Origin of the sequence: Streptomyces albireticuli (genome assembly GCF_021228125.1) — a bacterium.
GTDB lineage: Bacteria > Actinomycetota > Actinomycetes > Streptomycetales > Streptomycetaceae > Streptomyces > Streptomyces albireticuli.
Genome location: NZ_JAJQQS010000005.1, coordinates 373,256 through 393,055 on the forward strand (window position 1 = coordinate 373,256; position 19,800 = coordinate 393,055).

The window sequence follows — 19,800 nt, forward strand, 5'->3', positions numbered from 1 at the left end:
CGGCCCGCGCCGCCGCGGGCCCCGGCCGGCCGGCGGGAAACAGCGGTAAGTGGCGGTAAGTGAAGGATTGACCATGCCTGTGGTGACGGACCCCGACTCGGTGCCCCTGACGCCCGTGTACACCATCGTGATCAGCGCGGCGGGTGAGGCGACCATCGAAGGGGAGCCGGTCGACCCGCTGCCCGGTCAGGACGCCCGGACGTCGGCGCTGGCGGACATCCGGGTGCGGGCGGCGCGGCGCGGTCACCCGATACGCATCAACGCCAAGGAGCCGGACGGCTCGGTGTGGCCGCTGATAGTGGACCACGACGGGGCGGTGACACCGCTGGGGGCGCCGCACCCGGTGCCGGTGCCGCCACCGGCCGAGCCGGTGCGGCGTGTGGTGGAGCCCGAACGGCCGGTGGAGGCTGTGCGGCCGGTGGAGCCCGTACGTGCCGAGGCGCCCGGGTACGCGGAGGCGCCCGTACCGCCGCCGGGTCCGGCACCGGTGGCGGCCTTCGCGCCCGCGCCCGTCGCCGTACCCGCGCCCGTGGCGGAGCCCGCCCCCGCGTCCATACCCCTGGCGGAGCCCGCCCCCGCCCCTCCCGTCTCTTTCGACGCTTACGTACCTCCCGCCCCGCCCGTCACCTCGCCCAAGCCGCCCGTCGACTGGCGGGAGCCCCTCCCCGCCCGCCACGCCCCCGCCTTCGCGCGCATCGTCGCGGCCGAGCTGCGCGGTGACCTGGCCGCCGCGGCCGTCGCGGCGAAGGAGCTGGAGGCGGCCGCCGACCGCGAGTACGGGCCGCTGCACCCGCACACCATCGGCGCGCTCGCCACCCGCGCGTGGCTCGCGCTACTCCTCCAGGAGGACTGGGCCGCGGCCACCCGCCTCCACCTGCGCACGGCCGAGCGCCGCGACACCGCCCGCGCCCCGCTGGCCGAGACCCTCCGGACGCTGCGCAACGCCCGCGCGGCCTGGCAGCGGCTCGCGGCCGTCGACAAGCTGGAGGCGGAGGACATCCGCCCCGAGTTGCTGCGCGTATCCGAGCTGATCGAGGGCGGGCGTCCGCAATAATCGCGATCATGCTGCCCGACCCGCCCCCGCCCGTCCCGGAGGGGCCGACCGCACGGCCGCCCGCCGTCGCCCTGGAGATCCTCGCCGCCGGCGCGCCGTACTCCCTGCTCCTCTCCGGCGGTTACGCGGCACGCGCCCACGGACTGCTGCCGGCCGACGGCCCGGCCCGCGTCCCGGTCCGCGCCCTGGAGTTCGTCACCGGCACGGACGCGCCCATGGCGGAGGTCGCGGACGCCCTCGGCGCCGGGCTGGCCGGGCGCGGTCTGCGGGTCGCCGCGGTGGAGACCGGCCCGCTCGCCGCGCGGCTCGTCGTGACGGACCCGGAGAGCGGCCGGGACCGCGCCGTCGACGTCCGTAAGGAAACGCTGTGGCGTCCGGCCGTGGAGAGCGCGTACGGGCCCGTACCGGCCGAGGAGGACGTCGTCGGACTTGAGGTGCGCGCCCTCGCGGACCTGGGGCTCGCGGGCAGCCTCGTCGACGTACGGGCCGCGTCGGCGCGCTGGTCGCACGTCGAGCTGGAGGAGCTGGGCCGCCGCCACACCGGCGGGGCGCCCTTCGACCTCACCGACCTCCAGGCCCGGCTCGCGAGGTCGGAGTGGCTGGACGACGGGGAGTTCGCCGCGTACGGGCTGGACGAGGCCGAGATCCTGGAACTCCGGCGCTGGGCGCAGGAATGGGTCGACGACATCGCCGAACGGCTCATCGAGGAAGCCCCTTTCGAGGACCCGGAGACGGCGGCGGAGACCGCCGACGGGACGTCCGCCGAAGTGGCCGACGGGGCATCCGGCGAAGTGGCCGACGGGACGTCCGCCGAAGCGGCCGAAGCACCCCGTGAGACACCCCGCGAAGCGCCCGACGAAGCACCTGCCAAGGACGAGTGAGCACCAAGTGAACCCCAAGTCGCCCGCGCACATAGCCCGGCACTCCGTCGGGGAGTCCGGCGTCACCGAGGCCGTCACGGACTTCGCCTCGCGGATCGGCCGTCAGGTCGGCCTGATGCAGCACAGCCCCGGCCGGGACACCTTCGGCTGGGAGATGATCGCCGACGAGTTCCTCGACTACGTCGGCGCGCTCTCCCTGACCGACCCCGGACTGCGCGGCAAGGACGCCGAGGCCGCCCTGCGGTCGGCGGCCGCGGCCGCCCTGGGCGTCGTCACCGTCGGCGTCTACCGGTGGGAGTCGGTCAGCGTCTTCATCGACTACGTCAACTTCGGCCTGACGTACGGGTCCGCCGACGACCCGGAGGTCTCCCTGGACGAGACCGACTGGCTGCGCGCCCTGCACCTCGCGGTGATCTGCGACAGCTACGCCACCGAGGCCGTGACCTTCGGCGAGACCGCGCGGTCCCTGCCCTCCGGCGCCGGGGAGCCGCTGTGGGTGCGCGCGGCCGTGGGCCAGGCGTACGGGCTGCTCACGTACCTCCGCGGGTACGACCTGGAGGACCGGTACGGCGCCGAGCCGAGGACCCGCGCCGAGGCGGCCGGGAGGATCGACGTCCTGTTGTCCGAACTCGTGGCCGACGGGAACCGCAATCTCGGGCGCGTGGCCGGGCTCACGGCCGTACACGCTCTCCTTACGGGCGACGAGAACGCCTTCGGGGACGCCCTGGCCCGGCTGCTCACCGCGCACCGCGCCGTGGTGGGCGCCGGCGCGGCGCCGCGCAACCTGCTGCCCCTGGACGCGATCGCCCTGGCCGCGCTGGCGTTCCGGCGCGAGGGGTGGCCGCCGGCCGTCGAGTCCGGCTATCTGCCGGCGGCGCTCGTCACGGGCGTCCGCACGGAGGGCCCGCGGGTCGGCCCGTACGGGCGGGACAAGCGTGAGGCCGCGGTGGCGGAGCTGGCGGCCGCCGGGGTCTTCACCGTCACCCGCCCGGCCTTCGCGTGGACGGACACGCGGGACGACGGCGTCTACGACCGGCTCACGGAGCGGAAGCTCGCGGAGTTCGGGGACCCGGACGCCGACCTCCGGCTGATCGCCCGGATGCTGCCGAGCGGGATCCGGCAGCAGGTCCTGCGCTTCCAGAGCCGGGCGGCCCACGACCCGGAGGGCACCGACCCCCGCCAGCTGGAGGCCCTCACCCTGGCCGCCGAACTGGCCGTGGCGGCCTGCGCGACGAGCGCGCCCGGGGACGGGGAGAGCGGCGGAGGCGGAGGGGAAGGCGGGGAAGGCGGGGCCGGCGTCGAGGTGACGATCGGAGGCCGCGCCCTGACGCTGCCCCGGGTCGGGCCCCAGCCGGACCGGATGGTCACGGGCTGGACGTCCGCGGTGGGCGCCGCGCTCGTCGTGGGGGCCCGCGAACAGCTGGACCGGCTGCTCGCCGTGGACCCCGCCGTCTTCGGGACCGTCCACACGGCTTCCGTCACGGCGACCTACCGGGCCGCCCTCCACGACCACCTGCGCGGCGCCGACGCCCGCCCGGCCGTGGACCGCGCCCTCGCGGCCCGCGAGCGGGCGCTCGGCCGGGACTCCGACGAGCCCTGCCCGCCCGCCGTGCTGCTCTCGCAGCTCGTCGCCGGGGACGCCGAGGGCTTCGCGCTCGCCCTCGTCGACGCGCTGGAGGAGCACCGCGACCACTACAGCGTCGGTGACCGGAGCGAGGGCGTGGACGCGGCGGCCGGCCTGGACGTCCTCGCGCTGGCCTGCCGGGCCCGCGCGCTGGGCATGCCCGTCCCGGTCGCCTCGGAGTACCTCCCGGAGGCTCTCCTCGCCCTTCACTGAGCTTCACCGGTGACTGTCGCCGCGGTGGCCGGAAAGGGCCGCCCGGCGGGCGGGGCGTCCTTGTGGCGCGCGTCGGTGTCCTTGCACGCTGTGCGGACCGCGAAGATCCGTCCGGATGGGAGCGCACATGCCGCAGGAACCCGCCCAGGAGCTCAAGGTCACCGCCGAGGAAGTCGGGGACTGGTACGACCGGTTCGGCGACATCTACCACCGGACCCTGGGCGAGAGCGTGCACTGCGGGCTGTGGTTCCCGCCGGACGCGCCCCATCCGTCGAGCATGGACCTGGTCGACCTGTCGTCACAGGCCCAGGACCGCTACACCGACTACCTCATCGGGAAGCTGGACCCCCGGCCGGGCGACCACGTCCTCGACATCGGCTGCGGCACGGGCCGTTCGGCCCTCAAGCTGGTCCGGCAGCGTGACGTCAGGGTCACCGGCGTCGCCATCAGCAAGGAGCAGATAGCCCGGGCCAACCGCCTCGCGACCGAACACGGTCTGACCGACCGCCTCACCTTCGAGCACGCGGACGCCATGGCGCTGCCGTACGAGGACGGGACGTTCGACCGCGCCTGGGCGGTGGAGAGCCTCTGTCACATGGACCGTGCCAAGGCCCTCCAGGAGGCGTGGCGCGTGCTGCGCCCGGGCGGGGACCTCCTGGTCCTGGAGTCGGTCGTCACCGGCGAGCTGACCGAGGAGGACGTGGCCGTCTTCCAGGTCATGCTGGCGGCCAACCTCCCTCCGACCCTGCCGGAGTTCTTCGGTCTGGTCGGCGACGCCGGCTTCGAGACGCTGGAGACGAAGGACCTGTCGGCCAACCTCGCGATGACCATGAACGTGATGGCCCTGGTCTGCTACGACCTCCAAGAGGAATTCACGGAGCGGTTCGGCGCGGAATTCACGGAGGGGTTCATCCGGAGGCTGCCGAGGGCGCGCGAGGTGGTGGCGCGCAAGACGCGCTTCTTCCTCGCGATGCTGCGGAAGCCGCTGGTCTGAGGCGGGGGCCCGCCGGCACGGCGGGAGGGGAAGGGACGAAGCGGCGGGCAGGGGAGAAGTGCCCTGCCCGCCACCCCGTCTCACGCCATCAGCCTGAGGATCCGCCGTAGTCGGTACGGCTCGGTGGCGACGTACAGCCGCTCGGAGTCGCCGTCCGCCGGCTCGAACTCGGCCACGTGCCACCGCCGCTGATCCGTCCGCTTGCCGTCGCTGCCGACGGAAGGATGCAGCCGCCGTACTCCGGCCAGCCGGTATTCCTCCAGCGGAACGCGCTTGGCCAGCTTCCCCATGTGCCCGGCGGGGGCGGCGTAGAGGGAGCCGCCCTCCAGACCGAGGATCGTCACCGGGGAGTGCCGGGCGGAGAAGCGGGTGTCACCGGGGAGCGAGCCGGGAAACTCGACCCGGCGCCCCTCGGCGATCCCGGCCTCCTCCGCGGAAGTGTCATGACGCTTCCAGGGGAGCAGGCCACCGCGCTCCCCGAAGAGGCGGTCGAGCCGGGGCGAATGGGCCGCGGGGTCCTCGCCGGGGCGGGCGTCCAACCGGTAGCGGTACACGGCGTTGCCGGCGGCCCGCAGGGTGAAGGCGGCGCCGGCGAGCCAGAGCGCGGCGGTCATGCAGATCGGCAGGCCGAGCAGTTCGACCACGGGCCAGGGCAGGACGACCCAGCAGCCGGCGGTGACGGCGACCGGTCGCAGTACGTCGTTCTTGTTGCCGGGCGTGCAGCCGTCGCGCCGTCCCATAGCGAGTCCGAAGCCGCCGTAGAGCAGACAGATGACGCCGCCGGCCAGCCCGCACATGGCGGCGGTGCCGTAGGCGAGACCGTCGATCCGCACGGTGCCGACCCTCAGGCGTTCGTCGCCGACGGTCAGGGTGACGACGTCGCCGTGCCAGACGGAGACGGTGGCACGGTCGCCGGGCCGCCACTGCTCGGCAGTGGCGTCGTCCTCGCCGCGGAAGGTGACTTTGCCGCTGGGGAGGGCGTAGTCGGAGAACCGGATCCAGCTCGTGTCGTTCTTCCTCTTGCTGGTGTGCACCTCGGCGACGGTGGCGGGGAAGCCCCGCACACAGTCCTCGCCGGGCCGGGGCGCCGTGTCCGCGGCGCACGCGCGGGCGTCCCGGAACCCTTCCGTCCGATCGACGGCCGCGGGCACCCGTGCGAGGAACCACGCGCCGATGCCCAGCAGCACGCACCCGGTGATCAGCAGGAACACGGAGAGAGCACGCTGAAGCCCGCCACCGGCGTGCCAGGCCGTCCGACCCTTGAGCTCCGGGTACACCGCCTCACCAGGACAGGTACTTTTCATGATCGAGAGCGTAGACCTGGACCCCGGCCCGGGGACACGGGTTTCCTGTGCCGGGACCGGCCCGGGCTACGACCGGCCCGGGCTACGACCGCGCGGCACCGCCCGTCGCTAGATCGTCAGCGGTACCGGGTGAACCTCCTCGACAGGGTGCCCCGCCATCGCGTGCACCTTCTTGACCGCCTCCGCCGAGGGCGCCTCGGACAGGCAGTAGACGGTCCCGGACTGCGGATCCGCCCACGCCCGCTCGAAGTGGACCTTCTCCTTGGCCTCGACGGCCAGGTCGGCCCGGTGCGCCGCGGACAACTGCTCGGCGGTGATCCCCTTCATCCCGTGATGGACGTCCATGAACTTGGCCATCGCCCGACACCTCCGGTGGATCGCCACGGAACCCCGTGAAAGGGCCCTACCCCCATACTCGGCCCGCGCCCGCCGCCGCGCGACCCCGTGAGGCCCAGGGCCCGGGCCTCACGGCGCCGGCGTGGGAACGGGCCCCGGAGGCCCCGCCGGACCCCGCCGTCACCACACCAGGGCGTCGGCCGGGTTCGTCTGCCAGTAGGTCACGGCCGCGCTGTCGTCGATCCAGGTGCCCTTCGGGAGCTTGACCGTGTCGGGCCCGCCCTCGGATCCGTCGCCGCTGTCGAGGAAGACGTGCACGGTACGGACGGTGCGCCCGTTCTCCCCGGAGCCGTCGCCGGCCGACAGCAGGATGCCCGCGTAGCCGGACTCGCCGGGCTGGAGCGTCACGACCGCCTGGGGCGCGGACTCCTCGATCGCCCGGGCGCCGACGTACGTGTCGTCGTCGAAGCCCAGGAGCGGGGCCTTGAGGAGGTCGCAGGGCTCGGAGCCGGTGTTGGTGACGGTGAGCAGCTGGTGGTTGATCGGGCGGCTCACGTTCCGCACGGTGAAGTCGGCGGACGAGGTGGAGCAGAGCGCCCGCACCGGGCCCCGGTCCGCCCGCGGGGCGGCCTGGGCGGGGACGGCCGCCGTCGCCAGAACCGCGGCGCCGGAGAGGACTGCGGTGGTGACCAGACGTGCGAAGCGCATGGGTTCTCCTGATGAGACGTCAGTGAGTGGTGACCGCCCCGGTGTTCCCCGGGGCCCCATCAGACTGCGGCGCCGCACGTCCCGGCTTCAAGGGCCGTCCGGCCTTCCGGGACGCCGGAACGGTCCCACAGGGTCTGACCTGCGGAAACGCCAGACCGTGGAACGCTTCGGTGGAACGTGGGAGCTCACTCCTGGGGTGGTTCCGGCCCCCACTTCGTATCCCCCGGCGGCTGCTGGAACGAGGGCCTGCCCGCCGAGCCGCTGGTACGGAAGGGCCTCCCCTGGTCGTCGATCCGGAGGATCCCGCGCCGGCCGCCGCTGGACCACTGGAGCTCCAGGTGCCACCGCACGTCGCTCCGCTTGGCGTCGGCCTTGACGTAGAAGACCTCGGGGTCGTCGCGGCTCACCTTGTACGGGAAGTCGCGCTGACCGGCCACCGGGCGGAGGGCGGGCGAACCGGCGTCGAGGTCGACGCCGAAGGCACGCGTCGCCACGTCGCCGCCGCACCCGACGCCCGTGGCGTACGCGTTCCAGGCGAGCGGCGCGTTCGTGCCGTCCACCCGGACGTGCAGCTGCTCCAGTACGACCGTGTCCTTGCCGGCGCCCTGCAAGGTGATCTTGATGAACTGCTGATCGGCGGTGACGGCGCCGAGCTCGGACACCCAGGCGGGCGCGTCCTGCTCGAAGGGTGGCTTCGGCATCTCGCCGGGGGCCCTGTTGACCAGGAAGCGCTGGGAGCAGGGGCTCTCGTAGGCGTACGGGCGGGTGTGGGCGGTCAGGGGAGGGTCGCCTCCGTCGCCGCCGGCCTTGTCGCCTCCCTTGTCGTCACCCTTGTCCTTGTCCTTGTCCTTGCCGTCGCCGTTCTCCCGCTCTCCGGGCGCGCCCGGTGCCCCGGGTGACGCGGCGTCACCCGGTCCCGTGGACGCGGCCGACTCGCCGCCCTCCCGCTCCTTCCCCTCCTCCGGGGAGGCGGACGGTGTGCCGGCCGGGCCCTCGCCGGGCCGTCCGGGGCGCCCGGGCGCGGCCGTCCCGCCCTTCCCGGTGGACGAGGCTCCGGCGGACGCCCGCTTCCCGTCGTCACCGTCGTGGCCGACGAGGCCGACGGCGAGCGCGGCGGAGCCGGTCACGGCCATGACGCAGGCGACGGCCAGGGCGGCCAGGACGGCCTTACGGGGCCGCCGCCTCGCCCGCTGCGGGCGGTCGACCGGCGGGGCCGCGGTCGCCGGTGGCGGGGTCGTCACGTCCTCGGGAGGGGGCGTCGTGCCCGGCGTGGGGGAGGCCGTAGTCGCCTCCGGTGGTGTCGCGGCTCCCGCTCGGAGGGAAGACGTCGCCTCCTCCGGCGGAGTCACGGGGCTCGGCTGCGGGGCGGCCGTCGTCCCCGCCGCCGGAGTCACGGGGCTCGGCTGCGCGCCGCCCGTCGTCCCCGCCGCCGAAGCCGCGGGTTCCGGATTCGTCGTCCCCGCCGCCGCGGCTCCCGCCCGGGCGCCGCGGTCCGGCGTTCCACCGTCTGACGCCCCGTCGGCCTCCGCCTTACGGCCGCGCGTCGCGTCCGCGACGATCCACGTCCGGTGGAGCCGCATCATCTCTTCCGGCGTGGCCTTGCACAGGCGGGCCAGCCGCTCCAGCGGCGCGAACTCCGCCGGCACGGTGGACCCGTTGCAGTAGCGGTGCAAGGTCGACGTACTGACGTGCAGTCTCTTGGCCAGCACCCCGTAACTCAGGCCTGACCGGTCCTTCAGCGCCCGCAGCAGATCCGCGAGATCGCTTGCCCCCACTTCGCCCCTCCGTCCCATCTCCCGTCCCATGCCCCTGTTCCAGGGAACATCCATTCCCCCAGGTCAGGGCCAGTGCGAGCGTTCCGGCGTCCCTAACCGGCCGGTTGTGCTGGCGCCAGGGACGAGGCGTCGCACAAGCTTTCGTCATCCAAGCACGCCGCTCCCGGATCCGGTCGAGCGGCGCTCCGCCGCCCTCCCCATGAAGAGAGAGATCCGCCATGCGCGCCTCCGTCCGCCGGCCCCTGCTCGCCGCCGCCTCCTTCGCGCTCTCCGCACTCGCCCTGACGGCCTGCGAGAGCGGAGAGGGAACCCGCGAGGAAGGTGCCGCCTCCCAGGGAGCCGCCTCCCGGCCCGCCGAGGCGGCGGCCCGGCCTTCGCCGTCGACGGGTCAGGGCGGCCAGGGCGGCCAGGGCGGGCAGGCCGGGAAGCCCGACCGCCCGGCCGGGTCCGCCGCCTCCGCCGAGAAGGGGACGGGCGGTACGAGCGCCGGCCAGGCCGGGAAGGGCGGCACCGGTGGCACCGGTGGCCAGGGCGGCGCGGGCCACGGCTCGTCCTCCGCCGACAGCGACCCGTACGCCCCCGCGAACCGCGTGCCCTGCACCGCCGACAACACCGAGATCATCGCCACGCCGGTCTCCCGCCCCCTCAACCACATGCTGCTCACGATCACCAACACGGGATCGAAGATGTGCGACCTGAAGGGCTACCCGATCGTCAAGTTCGACGACGCCCAGTCCGTACCGCCGGTCATGGAGGGGACCAAGCCGCAGGCGGTCACCTCGCTCGCCCCGGGCGGCAAGGGCTACGCCGGCGTGATCCTGTCCGCGGGTGACGGCAGCGGGGGCGAGGGCCGCACCGCCCAGAGCCTGCGGATCGGCTTCGAGGGCGGCGGCGGGATGGCGGAGGCCGCCCTCCAGGCCAAGGGGGTGCACATCGACGACTCGCTGCGGGTCACGTACTGGGTGAGCTCGTCCACGGACGCGCTCAACTGAAGGTCCGGCCGACAAAAAAAGCCCCGGGCCGGTGGCCTGGGGCTTCGAGGAAGTGCGTGGAGCGGGTGACGAGAATCGAACTCGCGCTCTGAGCTTGGGAAGCTCATGTTCTACCATTAAACTACACCCGCGAGGACGCCCGTTCCGGGCATCGCATCGTCGCACACTGTACCCCATCGAAGGCCCCCGGCGCACTGGTCGCGGGGGTCTTCTTGGCGTGGCTGGGATCCGTGGGGCGGGTGGGGATGCGGCCGTGGGCGAGGGGAGTTGGGGCGTACCGTGGGGCGGGGCAAGCCTGCGGGGGGCTTCCGGGAGTGCCGCCTTCGAGCCCGTCCCTTACATCCCCTAATGTGGCTTTTGTCTTTCACGTACATGGGGAAAGGGACTCGATGGAGCGCACCGTCGTTCGTTGTGCCGAAGGGCACGTGTTCAGCACCGCTTCGTTCCCGATGCAGCATCTCGGCCCCGGCCGGCTCGGCCCCGGGCGGCTCCTCCGCTGCCCGCGCTGCGCCCGGCTGCGGCATTCCGTTCCGGTGCCGGCCGCCGGTCAGAAGCGATAGCGCGGACGGAGCGCCGGCGCGGGTCGCCCGGACGGGGCCCGAGCGGTGGTCCAGGGGTGACGATCAAGGAGTGATGAACGGCGCGGGCCCGGTCCGATCGGACCGGGCCCGCGTTGTCCGGCTTCTCCGCGTATCCTCGACCCGTGCTTCTCTCAGACAAGGACATCCGGACCGAGATCGACGCCGGCCGGGTGCGTATCGACCCGTTCGACGAATCCATGGTGCAGCCGTCGAGCATCGATGTACGCCTCGACCGCTACTTCCGGGTGTTCGAGAACCACCGGTACCCGCACATCGACCCCGCGGTCGAGCAGGCGGACCTCACGCGTGAGGTGGTGCCGGAGGGCGACGAGGCGTTCATCCTGCACCCGGGTGAGTTCGTGCTCGCCTCGACGTACGAGGTCATCACGCTCCCCGACGACGTGGCCTCCCGTCTGGAGGGCAAGTCCAGCCTCGGCCGGCTCGGCCTGCTGACGCACTCCACGGCCGGCTTCATCGACCCGGGCTTCTCCGGGCACGTGACGCTGGAGCTGTCGAACATGGCCACGCTGCCGATCAAGCTGTGGCCGGGGATGAAGATCGGGCAGCTGTGCATGTTCCGGCTGACCTCACCCGTCGAGCATCCTTACGGGTCCGCGAAGCACGGCTCCCGCTACCAGGGTCAGCGTGGGCCGACGCCCTCGCGGTCCTTCCAGAATTTCCACCGCACGCAGGTCTGAGCGACCAGGGAACAAGGCGAAGAGCAACAGTGAGTGAGATCCGCGAGAACCTGACCTACCCGATCTTCGGGCAGGCCATCCGTGAGCTGGCACAGACCATCGCGGACGACGGCTACGAGCCGGACATCATCCTCTCCATCGCGCGCGGCGGCGTCTTCGTCGCGGGCGGCCTGGCGTACGCGCTGGACTGTAAGAACATCCACCTCGTGAACGTGGAGTTCTACACCGGCGTCGGCACCACGCTGGAGATGCCGGTCATGCTCTCCCCCGTCCCGAACGCGATCGACTTCTCCAACAAGAAGGTCCTGATCGCCGACGACGTCGCCGACACCGGCAAGACGCTCAAGCTCGTGCACGACTTCTGCCTGGAGCACGTCGCCGAGGTCCGCAGCGCCGTGATCTACGAGAAGAGCCACTCGCTCGTGAAGTGCGAGTACGTGTGGAAGAAGACCGACGAGTGGATCAACTTCCCGTGGTCGGTCGAGCCGCCGGTCGTGCGCCGCGAGGGCCAGGTCCTCGACGCGTGAGCGTCCGCTGACGACATGAGGGAGGGCCCCGGCCGCGTTCTCGCGCGGCCGGGGCCCTCTCTTTCGTCCTCTTGTGTTCCGGTGCCTACAGCGTGCCGAGCTTGATGATCGACAGCAGCGCGATCAGCTGGATGGACGAGGCGGCCAGCGCGCGCGGCCACGGCAGGTCGTGCGACTTGCTCACCATCGAGGTGAACAGCACGCCCGCCACCAGCCAGGTCGCCCAGCCCAGCACCTGGACGAAGGGGCTGTCGCCGCCCATGAACATGGCGAACAGCAGGCGCGGCGCGTCCGTGATCGACATGATCAGCATGGACAGGCCGACCGTCGGCTGCCACAGGCCGTCGCCGCCGAGCTGCCGGGCCAGGGTGTGGGTGACGGCGCCCAGGATCAGCCCGGAGACGACCACGACGACGCCGGTGATCAGCACCGACGGCAGGCTGTTGGAGAGCGAGGCGTTCAGCACGTCCTCGCGGGCCTTGTCGAAGCCGAAGACGGCGAGCAGGCCGTAGACGAAGGTGACGACGAGGGCCGGGATCCAGACCGCGTGGTCGCGCATCTGCCAGAAGGTGGCGGACGGGCGCAGCACGATGCCGGTCAGCAGCTCCTTCCACGGCAGGCGCGGGCCGGGCGGCGGCGCGGGCGCGGCGGGGTAGGGGTCCTGACCGCCGTACGGGTCCTGGCCGCCGTAGGCGCCGGGGCCGTCGCCGATGCTGAACTGCCGGGTGTGGCCGGGGTCGTCGCCGGGCCCGGGGGCGTAGTACGGGTCCTGCGGGGCGGGGCCGGGTCCGGGCTGCGGCTGTCCGCCGTACGGCTGCTGCCCGTAGCCCTGCTGTCCGTAATCCTGGTGGCCGTAGCCCTGCCGGCCCTGGCCGTGCTGACCCTGGCCGTGCTGACCCTGGCCGTGCCCCTGCGGCGCACCTCCGCCGAAGTACTCGGGCTCGTCGTACGCCGAGGGCTGCTGCCACTGCTGACCGCCGCCGTGCCCACCGGCGTGTCCGCCGCCGTGCCCGCCGGGGTTGCCCTGGCCGCCTTGGCCGCCGTACGGAGCCTGGTACTGCCCCGGGCGCTGTCCTTGCCGCGCGGGGTCGTGAGAGTCCCGTCCGCGTCCCATCCTGAATCCAGCCACACGTCGAACGTACCCGTTCCACGAGGTCGCGGCGCTTGGGGTCCGGGAACGGGCCCGCCTTTGCGGCCGAGCTGTGACATCCCCTAAGGGAAAGACCAGGGGTTGGGCAACTCTCGCTCCACACTGGGCATCAGCGGCATCGCGCGTCCCCTCTGTGGGCGTACGTCGCAGGGGGGACGAACGGTGGCGCGGAGGGGTTCCCGGGGCGCCGCCGGGGCGCGCTCGCGGCGCCGCGCTCACCGTGGCGCCGCGCCGGCCGCGCTGTCGTCTTCACCGCAGCGTCGTCTTCACCGCCGCGCCTCCGCGCGGGTCCTTCCCGTCGATGCCGCCGACGTTGGCGATCATCCGCTGGAGGACGGTGAGCGTGGCGGCGTACTCCTCGTCCGTGATGCCCTCGTGGATCTCCGAGCGCAGCCGGGTGACGAGGTCCTTCGTCCGGCTCTTGGCCTCCCGGCCGGTCTCCGTGAGCCGCAGGCGGCCGTCGGCGCCCTCGGTGAGCCAGCCGCGCGCGAGCAGGTGGTCGACGGCGTTGTCGATCAGCTCGCGCCCCAGCTCGATGAACGGCCGCAGCCGGTCGCCGACCTCCTCGCGGGTGAGGCCGTCCTCGGCGCCCGCGACGTGGTTGAGGGTCCACCACTGGGGCTGGGTGACGTCCGTACGGGCCATGGCGCTCTGGATGTGCCGGATGACCGCCTTGTTGGCGACCCAGGTCCAGTAGCCGACCGGCTGGGAGGCGAGGGCGGCGGTGTCGGTGAGCTCGCGGTGTGTCGTCGTCATGTGCACGACGCTATGACCTCAAGCATTGTTGAGGTCAAGGGTTCGCGGGGATATTCGGACGAAGAACTTCCGGGGGTGGGCCCGGGTCTCCGGCGGAGGGCTCCCGGGCGCTTCGGAGGCTTCCGCGCGGGGCTACACCCGGGGCGCCCGCAGCGCCTCCGCCGCGCGCCCCGGGAACTCACGGAGCAGCCGCACCTCGCCCTCGGAGAAGGCCCCCGAGAGCGCCGGGCCTCCGCCTCCTTCGCCGCCGCGTCGCACGGCCACGGGCTGCCGTTCGAGAACCCGGAGCTCTTCGTGGACGCGGCGGTGGAGGCGCTGGGTCGGACCCTGTGGTTCAGGCCTTGTAGAGGGGGAACTCGGAGCTGTCGACGGTCCAGGGGCCTACGGAGACCTTGTCGCCGAAGATGTAGTCCGTACGCGTCCGGTAGGAGGGCCGCCCTTCGCTGTCGACTCCCTGCGGGTCGGACAGGACGGCCAGGGTCCCCTTACGCGGGTCGACCAGCAGATACAACGGGATGCCCATCGCGGGGTATTCGTGCATCTTCTCCACGTAGTCGTTCGCGTGATTGGAGGGTGAGACGACCTCAGCTACCAGGGACAGATCGCGTGGGTGGAACGGGTCCATGGCTTCGGCGAAGACCTCGTCCGGCACAACGATGAGATCAGGGCGACGCAGCCTGCCGAGGGAGGCGTCTTCCACCTCGCCGCCCGGGTAGGCCACCAGCCCGTCGGTGAGCTGGCTGTTCAACTGCCGGCTCAGGCGATGGGCGATGTAGTCGTGGCGCCTGGAGGGCGTCATCATCATGTAGAGACCGCTGCCTGTGATCTCGACGCCAAGGATCGGGTCAGGAGCGTGCTCCATCAGCTCTTCCGCGAGGGCGCGCATACGGGCGTAATCCATGACCTGGCTCCTGCTCAGTGCGGGCTGTGAGCGCGTACGACGTCATCGTCCCACGCCCCCATGACAACGGCCGGGCCCCGCGATTCCTCGCGGGGCCCGGCCGTGTGCGCGTGCGCGGGGGCTACTTCACCGGCTCCGGCTCCGGCGCGTCCGCCTTCTCGCCGTCGCCCTCCGGTTCCACCGGGGTCTTCACCGACTCCAGCAGCAGCTGGGAGACGTCGACGACCTGGATGGACTCCTTGGCCTTGCCGTCGTTCTTCTTGCCGTTGACCGAGTCGGTCAGCATGACGAGGCAGAAGGGGCAGGCGGTGGAGACGATGTCCGGGTTGAGGGACAGCGCCTCGTCCACGCGCTCGTTGTTGATGCGCTTGCCGATGCGCTCCTCCATCCACATGCGCGCGCCGCCCGCGCCGCAGCAGAAGCCGCGCTCCTTGTGGCGGTGCATCTCCTCGTTCCGCAGGCCCGGCACCTTCGCGATGATCTCGCGCGGCGGCGTGTAGACCTTGTTGTGGCGGCCCAGGTAGCAGGGGTCGTGGTACGTGATCAGACCCTCGACCGGCGTGACGGGGATCAGCCTGCCCTCGTCGATGAGGTGCTGGAGCAGCTGCGTGTGGTGGATGACCTCGTACTCGCCGCCGAGCTGCGGGTACTCGTTCGCGATGGTGTTGAAGCAGTGCGGGCAGGTCGCGACGATCTTCTTCTTCGACTTCTCGACCTTGACGGCTTCCTCGCCGTCCTCGCCGTCGCTCTCCCCGAACGCCATGTTCAGCATCTCGACGTTCTGCTGGCCGAGCTGCTGGAAGAGGAACTCGTTGCCCAGGCGGCGCGCGGAGTCACCCGTGCAGTTCTCCTCGCCGCCCATGATCGCGAACTTCACGCCCGCGATGTGCAGCAGCTCCGCGAAGGCCTTCGTGGTCTTCTTGGCGCGGTCCTCCAGGGCGCCGGCGCAGCCGACCCAGTAGAGGTAGTCGACCTCGGTGAGGTCCTCGATGTCCTTGCCGACGACCGGGACCTCGAAGTCGACCTCCTTGGTCCACTGGAGGCGCTGCTTCTTCGCCAGGCCCCAGGGGTTGCCCTTCTTCTCCAGGTTCTTGAGCATCGTGCCCGCCTCGGACGGGAAGGAGCTCTCGATCATCACCTGGTAGCGGCGCATGTCGACGATGTGGTCGACGTGCTCGATGTCGACCGGGCACTGCTCGACGCACGCGCCGCAGGTGGTGCAGGACCACAGCACGTCCGGGTCGATGACGCCGTTCTCCTCCAGCGTCCCGATCAGCGGGCGCTCGGCCTCGGCCAGGGCCGCCGCCGGGACGTCCTTCAGCTGCTCGGCGGTGCCCTTCTCCTCGCCCTCGGCGTCCTTGCCGCCGCCCGCGAGCAGGTACGGCGCCTTGGCGTGCGCGTGGTCGCGGAGCGCCATGATCAGCAGCTTCGGCGACAGCGGCTTGCCGGTGTTCCAGGCGGGGCACTGCGACTGGCAGCGGCCGCACTCGGTGCAGGTGGAGAAGTCGAGGATGCCCTTCCAGGAGAACTCCTCGATCTTCGAGACGCCGAAGACGTCGTCCTCGCCCGGGTCCTCGAAGTCGATCGGCTTGCCGCGGCTCGTCATCGGCTGGAGCGCGCCCAGAGCGACGTCACCGCTGGCCTCGCGCTTGAACCAGATGTTGGGGAAGCCCAGGAAGCGGTGCCAGGCCACACCCATGTCGGTCTTCAGCGAGACCGTGATCATCCAGATGAACGACGTCGCGATCTTGATGCCCGCGACGAGGTAGGTGATGGTCTGGACGGTGTCGAGGCTCAGGCTGTTGAAGGCCGCGACCATCGGGTACGAGGCGAAGTAGCCGATCTCGTAGTGGTCGACGCCGTGCTGGGTGCCCTCCAGGGCGTGCAGCGTCATGATGCAGAGACCGACGATGAGGATGACGGTCTCGACGAAGTACGCCTGGCCGACGTTCGAGCCCGTGAAGCGGGACTTCCGGCCCGCCTTGCCGGGCTTGCTCAGCTGGCGGATGACGATCAGCGTCACGATGCCGACCGTCGTCATCAGGCCGAGGAACTCGACGAAGATCTCGTACGGCAGCCAGTCGCCGATGACCGGGATCAGCCAGTCGGACTGGAAGAGCTGGCCGATGGCGTTGACGATCGTCAGCAGCAGCGAGAAGAAGCCCACCGCGACGAACCAGTGGGCGACACCGACGACGCCCCACTTGTTCATGCGGGTGTGGCCGAGGAATTCCTTGACGACCGTGATCGTGCGCTGCACCGGCTCGTCGGTACGGGTGCCCGCCGGTACGGGCTGCCCGATCCGCATGAGGCGGTAGAGATTCAGGATGGCACGGCCGAACAGCGCGAATCCGACCGCGATGAGTACCAGCGACACGATGATCGCGGCGAGTTGCATGGTGGCTCCTCGGCCTCCGGGAGTGAACTACTACTAACGGGTAACTTATCCAGTCCGTACGAGACTACTCACTCGCGCGCCCCCGATATAGCCGCATCGCCGGTGATCTGTGTCGCTCAGGTAAGCCTCAGGGGATCGTCAGGCGCGCGTCAGGAATCCAGGCTCCCGTGCTGGTCTCCCACCGGTCTCCCGCGAGGTTCCCGCCTGTCCCGGGATGCTTCCCGCATCCCCTCCACATCCCCTCTGACCTGCTGACCTGCGCATAAGGCCCGCATAAGAGTTGAGTGCGCCCGACTCAGGTCCGTTGACAGGCCGGGATCCGTGTTGCACCCTTGAGCCTGTTCCACTCAAGTCAGCTGGAGGAATCGACATGGCACGTGCGGTCGGCATCGACCTGGGTACGACGAACTCCGTCGTCAGTGTTCTCGAGGGCGGTGAGCCCACCGTCATCACCAACGCCGAGGGCGCCAGGACCACGCCGTCCGTCGTCGCCTTCGCGAAGAACGGCGAGGTGCTGGTCGGCGAGGTCGCCAAGCGCCAGGCAGTCACCAACGTCGATCGGACGATCCGTTCCGTCAAGCGCCACATGGGCACTGACTGGAAGATCAACATCGATGGCAAGGACTTCAACCCGCAGCAGATGAGCGCCTTCATCCTGCAGAAGCTGAAGCGTGACGCCGAGGCTTACCTGGGTGAGAAGGTCGTCGACGCGGTCATCACCGTCCCGGCGTACTTCAACGACTCGGAGCGCCAGGCCACCAAGGAGGCCGGTGAGATCGCGGGTCTGAACGTCCTGCGCATCGTCAACGAGCCGACGGCGGCCGCCCTGGCCTACGGCCTGGACAAGGACGACCAGACCATCCTGGTCTTCGACCTCGGTGGCGGCACCTTCGACGTCTCGCTGCTGGAGATCGGCGACGGCGTCGTCGAGGTCAAGGCGACCAACGGCGACAACCACCTCGGTGGTGACGACTGGGACCAGCGCGTCGTCGACTACCTGGTCAAGCAGTTCCAGAACGGCCACGGCGTCGACCTGTCCAAGGACAAGATGGCCCTCCAGCGCCTCCGCGAGGCCGCTGAGAAGGCGAAGATCGAGCTGTCCTCGTCCACCGAGACCTCGATCAACCTGCCCTACATCACGGCGTCCGCCGAGGGCCCGCTGCACCTGGACGAGAAGCTCACCCGCGCTCAGTTCCAGCAGCTGACGGAGGACCTCCTCCAGCGCTGCAAGACCCCCTTCCACAACGTCATCAAGGACGCCGGCATCGCGCTGTCCGAGATCGACCACGTGGTCCTGGTCGGTGGCTCCACCCGTATGCCCGCCGTCGCCGAGCTCGTCAAGGAGCTGACCGGCGGCAAGGAGGCCAACAAGGGTGTGAACCCGGACGAGGTCGTCGCCATCGGCGCCTCGCTCCAGGCCGGTGTCCTCAAGGGTGAGGTCAAGGACGTCCTGCTGCTCGACGTCACCCCGCTGTCCCTCGGTATCGAGACCAAGGGCGGCATCATGACCAAGCTGATCGAGCGCAACACCACGATCCCGACCAAGCGCTCCGAGATCTTCACGACGGCCGAGGACAACCAGCCGTCCGTCCAGATCCAGGTCTACCAGGGCGAGCGCGAGATCGCGGCGTACAACAAGAAGCTCGGCATGTTCGAGCTGACCGGCCTGCCGCCGGCCCCGCGTGGCGTCCCGCAGATCGAGGTCTCCTTCGACATCGACGCCAACGGCATCATGCACGTGACCGCGAAGGACCTGGGCACGGGCAAGGAGCAGAAGATGACCGTCACCGGCGGCTCCTCGCTCGCCAAGGACGAGGTCGACCGCATGCGCCAGGAGGCCGAGCAGTACGCGGAGGAGGACCACCGCCGCCGCGAGGCCGCCGAGACCCGCAACCAGGGCGAGCAGCTCGTCTACCAGACGGAGAAGTTCCTCAAGGACAACGAGGAGAAGGTCCCGGCCGAGGTGAAGACCGAGGTCGAGACCGCCGTCGCCGAGCTGAAGGAGAAGCTCAAGGGCGAGGACACCGCCGAGATCCGCACCGCGACCGAGAAGGTCGCCGCGGTCAGCCAGAAGCTCGGCCAGGCGATGTACGCCGACGCGCAGGCCGCCCAGGGTGCCCCGGGCGCCGAGGGTGCCGCGGGCGCCGGTGCCGGCCAGCCCAAGGCCGAGGACGACGTCGTCGACGCCGAGATCGTGGACGACGAGAAGCCGAAGGGCGGTGCGTCGGCGTGACGGAGGAGACCCCGGGTTTCGACGAGAAGCCTGACGTCCCCTCCGACGCCACGCCCGATGACGCGGCGCAGGGCGCCGGGTCCGCCGACCAGGCGGGTCCGGCCCCGGCCGGGGAAGAGCTGGTCGAGGTAGGGCTGAAGGCACAGCTGGACCAGGCCCAGTCGGCGCTCACCGAGCGCACGGGGGACCTCCAGCGGCTCCAGGCCGAGTACCAGAACTACCGCCGCCGGGTGGAGCGGGACCGGGCCACGGTCAAGGAGATCGCGATCGCGAACCTCCTGTCCGAGCTCCTTCCCACCCTCGACGACGTCGGCCGCGCCCGCGACCACGGTGAGCTCGTCGGCGGCTTCAAGTCCGTCGCCGAGTCGCTGGAGACGGTCGTGGCCAAGATGGGCCTCCAGCAGTTCGGCAAGGAGGGCGAGCCCTTCGACCCGCTGGTCCACGAGGCGCTGATGCACTCCTACGCGCCGGACGTCACCGAGACCACGTGCGTGCAGATTCTGCAGCCGGGGTATCGGATCGGCGAGCGGACGATCCGCCCCGCGCGGGTCGCCGTGGCCGAGCCCCAGCCGGGCGCCCAGAAGGGCGAGGGCGAGGGCGACGAGCCGGACGAGGAGAGCGGTGGCCCGGACAAGGGCTGACGCGATGAACGACCGCAGGGACCGGAAGGAGGGA

At 71.4% G+C, this 19,800-nt stretch carries 17 protein-coding genes, 1 tRNA gene and 1 pseudogene; 9 read left to right on the forward strand and 10 right to left on the reverse strand.

Translation table 11 applies throughout. The features are described 5' to 3' along the window. The first annotated feature begins 73 nt into the window (after window positions 1–73). From LUZ64_RS12375 to LUZ64_RS12390, 4 genes and pseudogenes are all read left to right on the forward strand, one after another. On the forward strand, window positions 74–1,054 hold the full coding sequence (locus LUZ64_RS12375) for a hypothetical protein (RefSeq protein ID WP_232389887.1): 981 nt from the start codon (window positions 74–76) through the stop codon (window positions 1,052–1,054). Window positions 1,055–1,062: 8 nt separating this feature from the next. Beyond that, window positions 1,063–1,779: pseudogene (locus tag LUZ64_RS12380) on the forward strand (hypothetical protein); the annotation flags it as partial. A gap of 163 nt (window positions 1,780–1,942) precedes the next feature. Continuing rightward, entirely contained in the window at window positions 1,943–3,772 is a 1,830-nt protein-coding gene (locus tag LUZ64_RS12385) for an immunity 49 family protein (RefSeq protein ID WP_095580505.1), read from the forward strand. A gap of 127 nt (window positions 3,773–3,899) precedes the next feature. Then, window positions 3,900–4,766: an SAM-dependent methyltransferase gene (locus LUZ64_RS12390; protein ID WP_095580503.1), complete on the forward strand. Its 867-nt coding sequence runs from the start codon at window positions 3,900–3,902 to the stop codon at window positions 4,764–4,766. Between the two features lie 80 nt (window positions 4,767–4,846). Here LUZ64_RS12390 and LUZ64_RS12395 read toward each other — a convergent pair whose 3' ends face one another. From LUZ64_RS12395 to LUZ64_RS12410, 4 genes are all read right to left on the reverse strand, one after another. Further along, window positions 4,847–6,070 carry a hypothetical protein gene (locus tag LUZ64_RS12395; protein WP_143593070.1) on the reverse strand — a complete coding sequence of 408 codons (1,224 nt, stop codon included), beginning with the start codon at window positions 6,068–6,070 and terminating at the stop codon, window positions 4,847–4,849. 108 nt (window positions 6,071–6,178) lie between these two features. Then, window positions 6,179–6,427, reverse strand: a complete 249-nt coding sequence (locus LUZ64_RS12400) for an SCO4226 family nickel-binding protein (protein WP_095580499.1) — start codon at window positions 6,425–6,427, stop codon at window positions 6,179–6,181. 159 nt (window positions 6,428–6,586) lie between these two features. Next, window positions 6,587–7,114: a DUF4232 domain-containing protein gene (locus LUZ64_RS12405; RefSeq protein WP_170116706.1), complete on the reverse strand. Its 528-nt coding sequence runs from the start codon at window positions 7,112–7,114 to the stop codon at window positions 6,587–6,589. A gap of 185 nt (window positions 7,115–7,299) precedes the next feature. Then, on the reverse strand, window positions 7,300–8,889 hold the full coding sequence (locus LUZ64_RS12410; RefSeq protein WP_232389886.1) for a transcriptional regulator: 1,590 nt from the start codon (window positions 8,887–8,889) through the stop codon (window positions 7,300–7,302). Window positions 8,890–9,107: 218 nt separating this feature from the next. Here LUZ64_RS12410 and LUZ64_RS12415 point away from each other — a divergent pair, with 218 nt between their 5' ends. Continuing rightward, window positions 9,108–9,881: a DUF4232 domain-containing protein gene (locus tag LUZ64_RS12415; protein WP_095580495.1), complete on the forward strand. Its 774-nt coding sequence runs from the start codon at window positions 9,108–9,110 to the stop codon at window positions 9,879–9,881. A gap of 57 nt (window positions 9,882–9,938) precedes the next feature. Here the strand turns inward: LUZ64_RS12415 and LUZ64_RS12420 are convergent. Then, window positions 9,939–10,012, reverse strand: a tRNA-Gly gene (locus LUZ64_RS12420). Between the two features lie 572 nt (window positions 10,013–10,584). On the opposite strand from LUZ64_RS12420, the gene dcd reads away from it, so the two are divergent. Together dcd and LUZ64_RS12430 are read left to right on the forward strand one after the other, a co-directional pair. Beyond that, a complete protein-coding gene (gene dcd / locus LUZ64_RS12425; protein WP_030366976.1) occupies window positions 10,585–11,160 on the forward strand; it encodes a dCTP deaminase in 576 nt (191 codons plus the stop codon). A gap of 29 nt (window positions 11,161–11,189) precedes the next feature. Further along, window positions 11,190–11,687, forward strand: coding sequence for a phosphoribosyltransferase (locus LUZ64_RS12430; protein WP_087927366.1), 498 nt, complete (start codon window positions 11,190–11,192; stop codon window positions 11,685–11,687). Window positions 11,688–11,772: 85 nt separating this feature from the next. Here the strand turns inward: LUZ64_RS12430 and LUZ64_RS12435 are convergent, their stop codons facing one another. The 5 genes from LUZ64_RS12435 to LUZ64_RS12450 all read right to left on the reverse strand — a co-directional run bounded on the left by LUZ64_RS12435 (window position 11,773) and on the right by LUZ64_RS12450 (window position 16,892). Continuing rightward, the gene (locus LUZ64_RS12435) at window positions 11,773–12,801 is read right to left on the reverse strand and encodes a Yip1 family protein (RefSeq protein ID WP_248288337.1); all 1,029 of its coding nucleotides are present in this window, start codon (window positions 12,799–12,801) and stop codon (window positions 11,773–11,775) included. Between the two features lie 285 nt (window positions 12,802–13,086). Continuing rightward, complete coding sequence (locus LUZ64_RS12440; RefSeq protein ID WP_095584379.1) at window positions 13,087–13,593, reverse strand: MarR family winged helix-turn-helix transcriptional regulator; 507 nt, start codon at window positions 13,591–13,593, stop codon at window positions 13,087–13,089. A gap of 132 nt (window positions 13,594–13,725) precedes the next feature. Then, on the reverse strand, window positions 13,726–13,857 hold the full coding sequence (locus LUZ64_RS37130) for a hypothetical protein (protein WP_267897222.1): 132 nt from the start codon (window positions 13,855–13,857) through the stop codon (window positions 13,726–13,728). A gap of 70 nt (window positions 13,858–13,927) precedes the next feature. After that, the gene (locus LUZ64_RS12445) at window positions 13,928–14,494 is read right to left on the reverse strand and encodes a Uma2 family endonuclease (RefSeq protein ID WP_095584375.1); all 567 of its coding nucleotides are present in this window, start codon (window positions 14,492–14,494) and stop codon (window positions 13,928–13,930) included. 121 nt (window positions 14,495–14,615) lie between these two features. After that, window positions 14,616–16,892: a (Fe-S)-binding protein gene (locus LUZ64_RS12450; RefSeq protein WP_095584374.1), complete on the reverse strand. Its 2,277-nt coding sequence runs from the start codon at window positions 16,890–16,892 to the stop codon at window positions 14,616–14,618. A gap of 370 nt (window positions 16,893–17,262) precedes the next feature. On the opposite strand from LUZ64_RS12450, the gene dnaK reads away from it, so the two are divergent. After that, window positions 17,263–19,125: a molecular chaperone DnaK gene (gene dnaK / locus LUZ64_RS12455; protein ID WP_095584373.1), complete on the forward strand. Its 1,863-nt coding sequence runs from the start codon at window positions 17,263–17,265 to the stop codon at window positions 19,123–19,125. After that, window positions 19,122–19,766, forward strand: coding sequence for a nucleotide exchange factor GrpE (gene grpE, locus LUZ64_RS12460; protein WP_095584372.1), 645 nt, complete (start codon window positions 19,122–19,124; stop codon window positions 19,764–19,766). The genes dnaK and grpE overlap by 4 nt, the downstream gene beginning before the upstream one ends. Window positions 19,767–19,800: the final 34 nt, after the last annotated feature.

Coding starts and splice junctions, on each gene's coding strand:
- LUZ64_RS12375 (WP_232389887.1), top strand. CDS start 74: ATGCCTGTGGTGACGGACCCCGACTCGGTGCCCCTGACGCCCGTGTAC.
- LUZ64_RS12390 (WP_095580503.1), top strand. CDS start 3,900: ATGCCGCAGGAACCCGCCCAGGAGCTCAAGGTCACCGCCGAGGAAGTC.
- LUZ64_RS12395 (WP_143593070.1), bottom strand. CDS start 6,070: ATGAAAAGTACCTGTCCTGGTGAGGCGGTGTACCCGGAGCTCAAGGGT.
- LUZ64_RS12400 (WP_095580499.1), bottom strand. CDS start 6,427: ATGGCCAAGTTCATGGACGTCCATCACGGGATGAAGGGGATCACCGCC.
- LUZ64_RS12405 (WP_170116706.1), bottom strand. CDS start 7,114: ATGCGCTTCGCACGTCTGGTCACCACCGCAGTCCTCTCCGGCGCCGCG.
- LUZ64_RS12415 (WP_095580495.1), top strand. CDS start 9,108: ATGCGCGCCTCCGTCCGCCGGCCCCTGCTCGCCGCCGCCTCCTTCGCG.
- LUZ64_RS12435 (WP_248288337.1), bottom strand. CDS start 12,801: ATGGGACGCGGACGGGACTCTCACGACCCCGCGCGGCAAGGACAGCGC.
- LUZ64_RS12440 (WP_095584379.1), bottom strand. CDS start 13,593: ATGACGACGACACACCGCGAGCTCACCGACACCGCCGCCCTCGCCTCC.
- LUZ64_RS12445 (WP_095584375.1), bottom strand. CDS start 14,494: ATGGATTACGCCCGTATGCGCGCCCTCGCGGAAGAGCTGATGGAGCAC.
- LUZ64_RS12450 (WP_095584374.1), bottom strand. CDS start 16,892: ATGCAACTCGCCGCGATCATCGTGTCGCTGGTACTCATCGCGGTCGGA.
- dnaK (WP_095584373.1), top strand. CDS start 17,263: ATGGCACGTGCGGTCGGCATCGACCTGGGTACGACGAACTCCGTCGTC.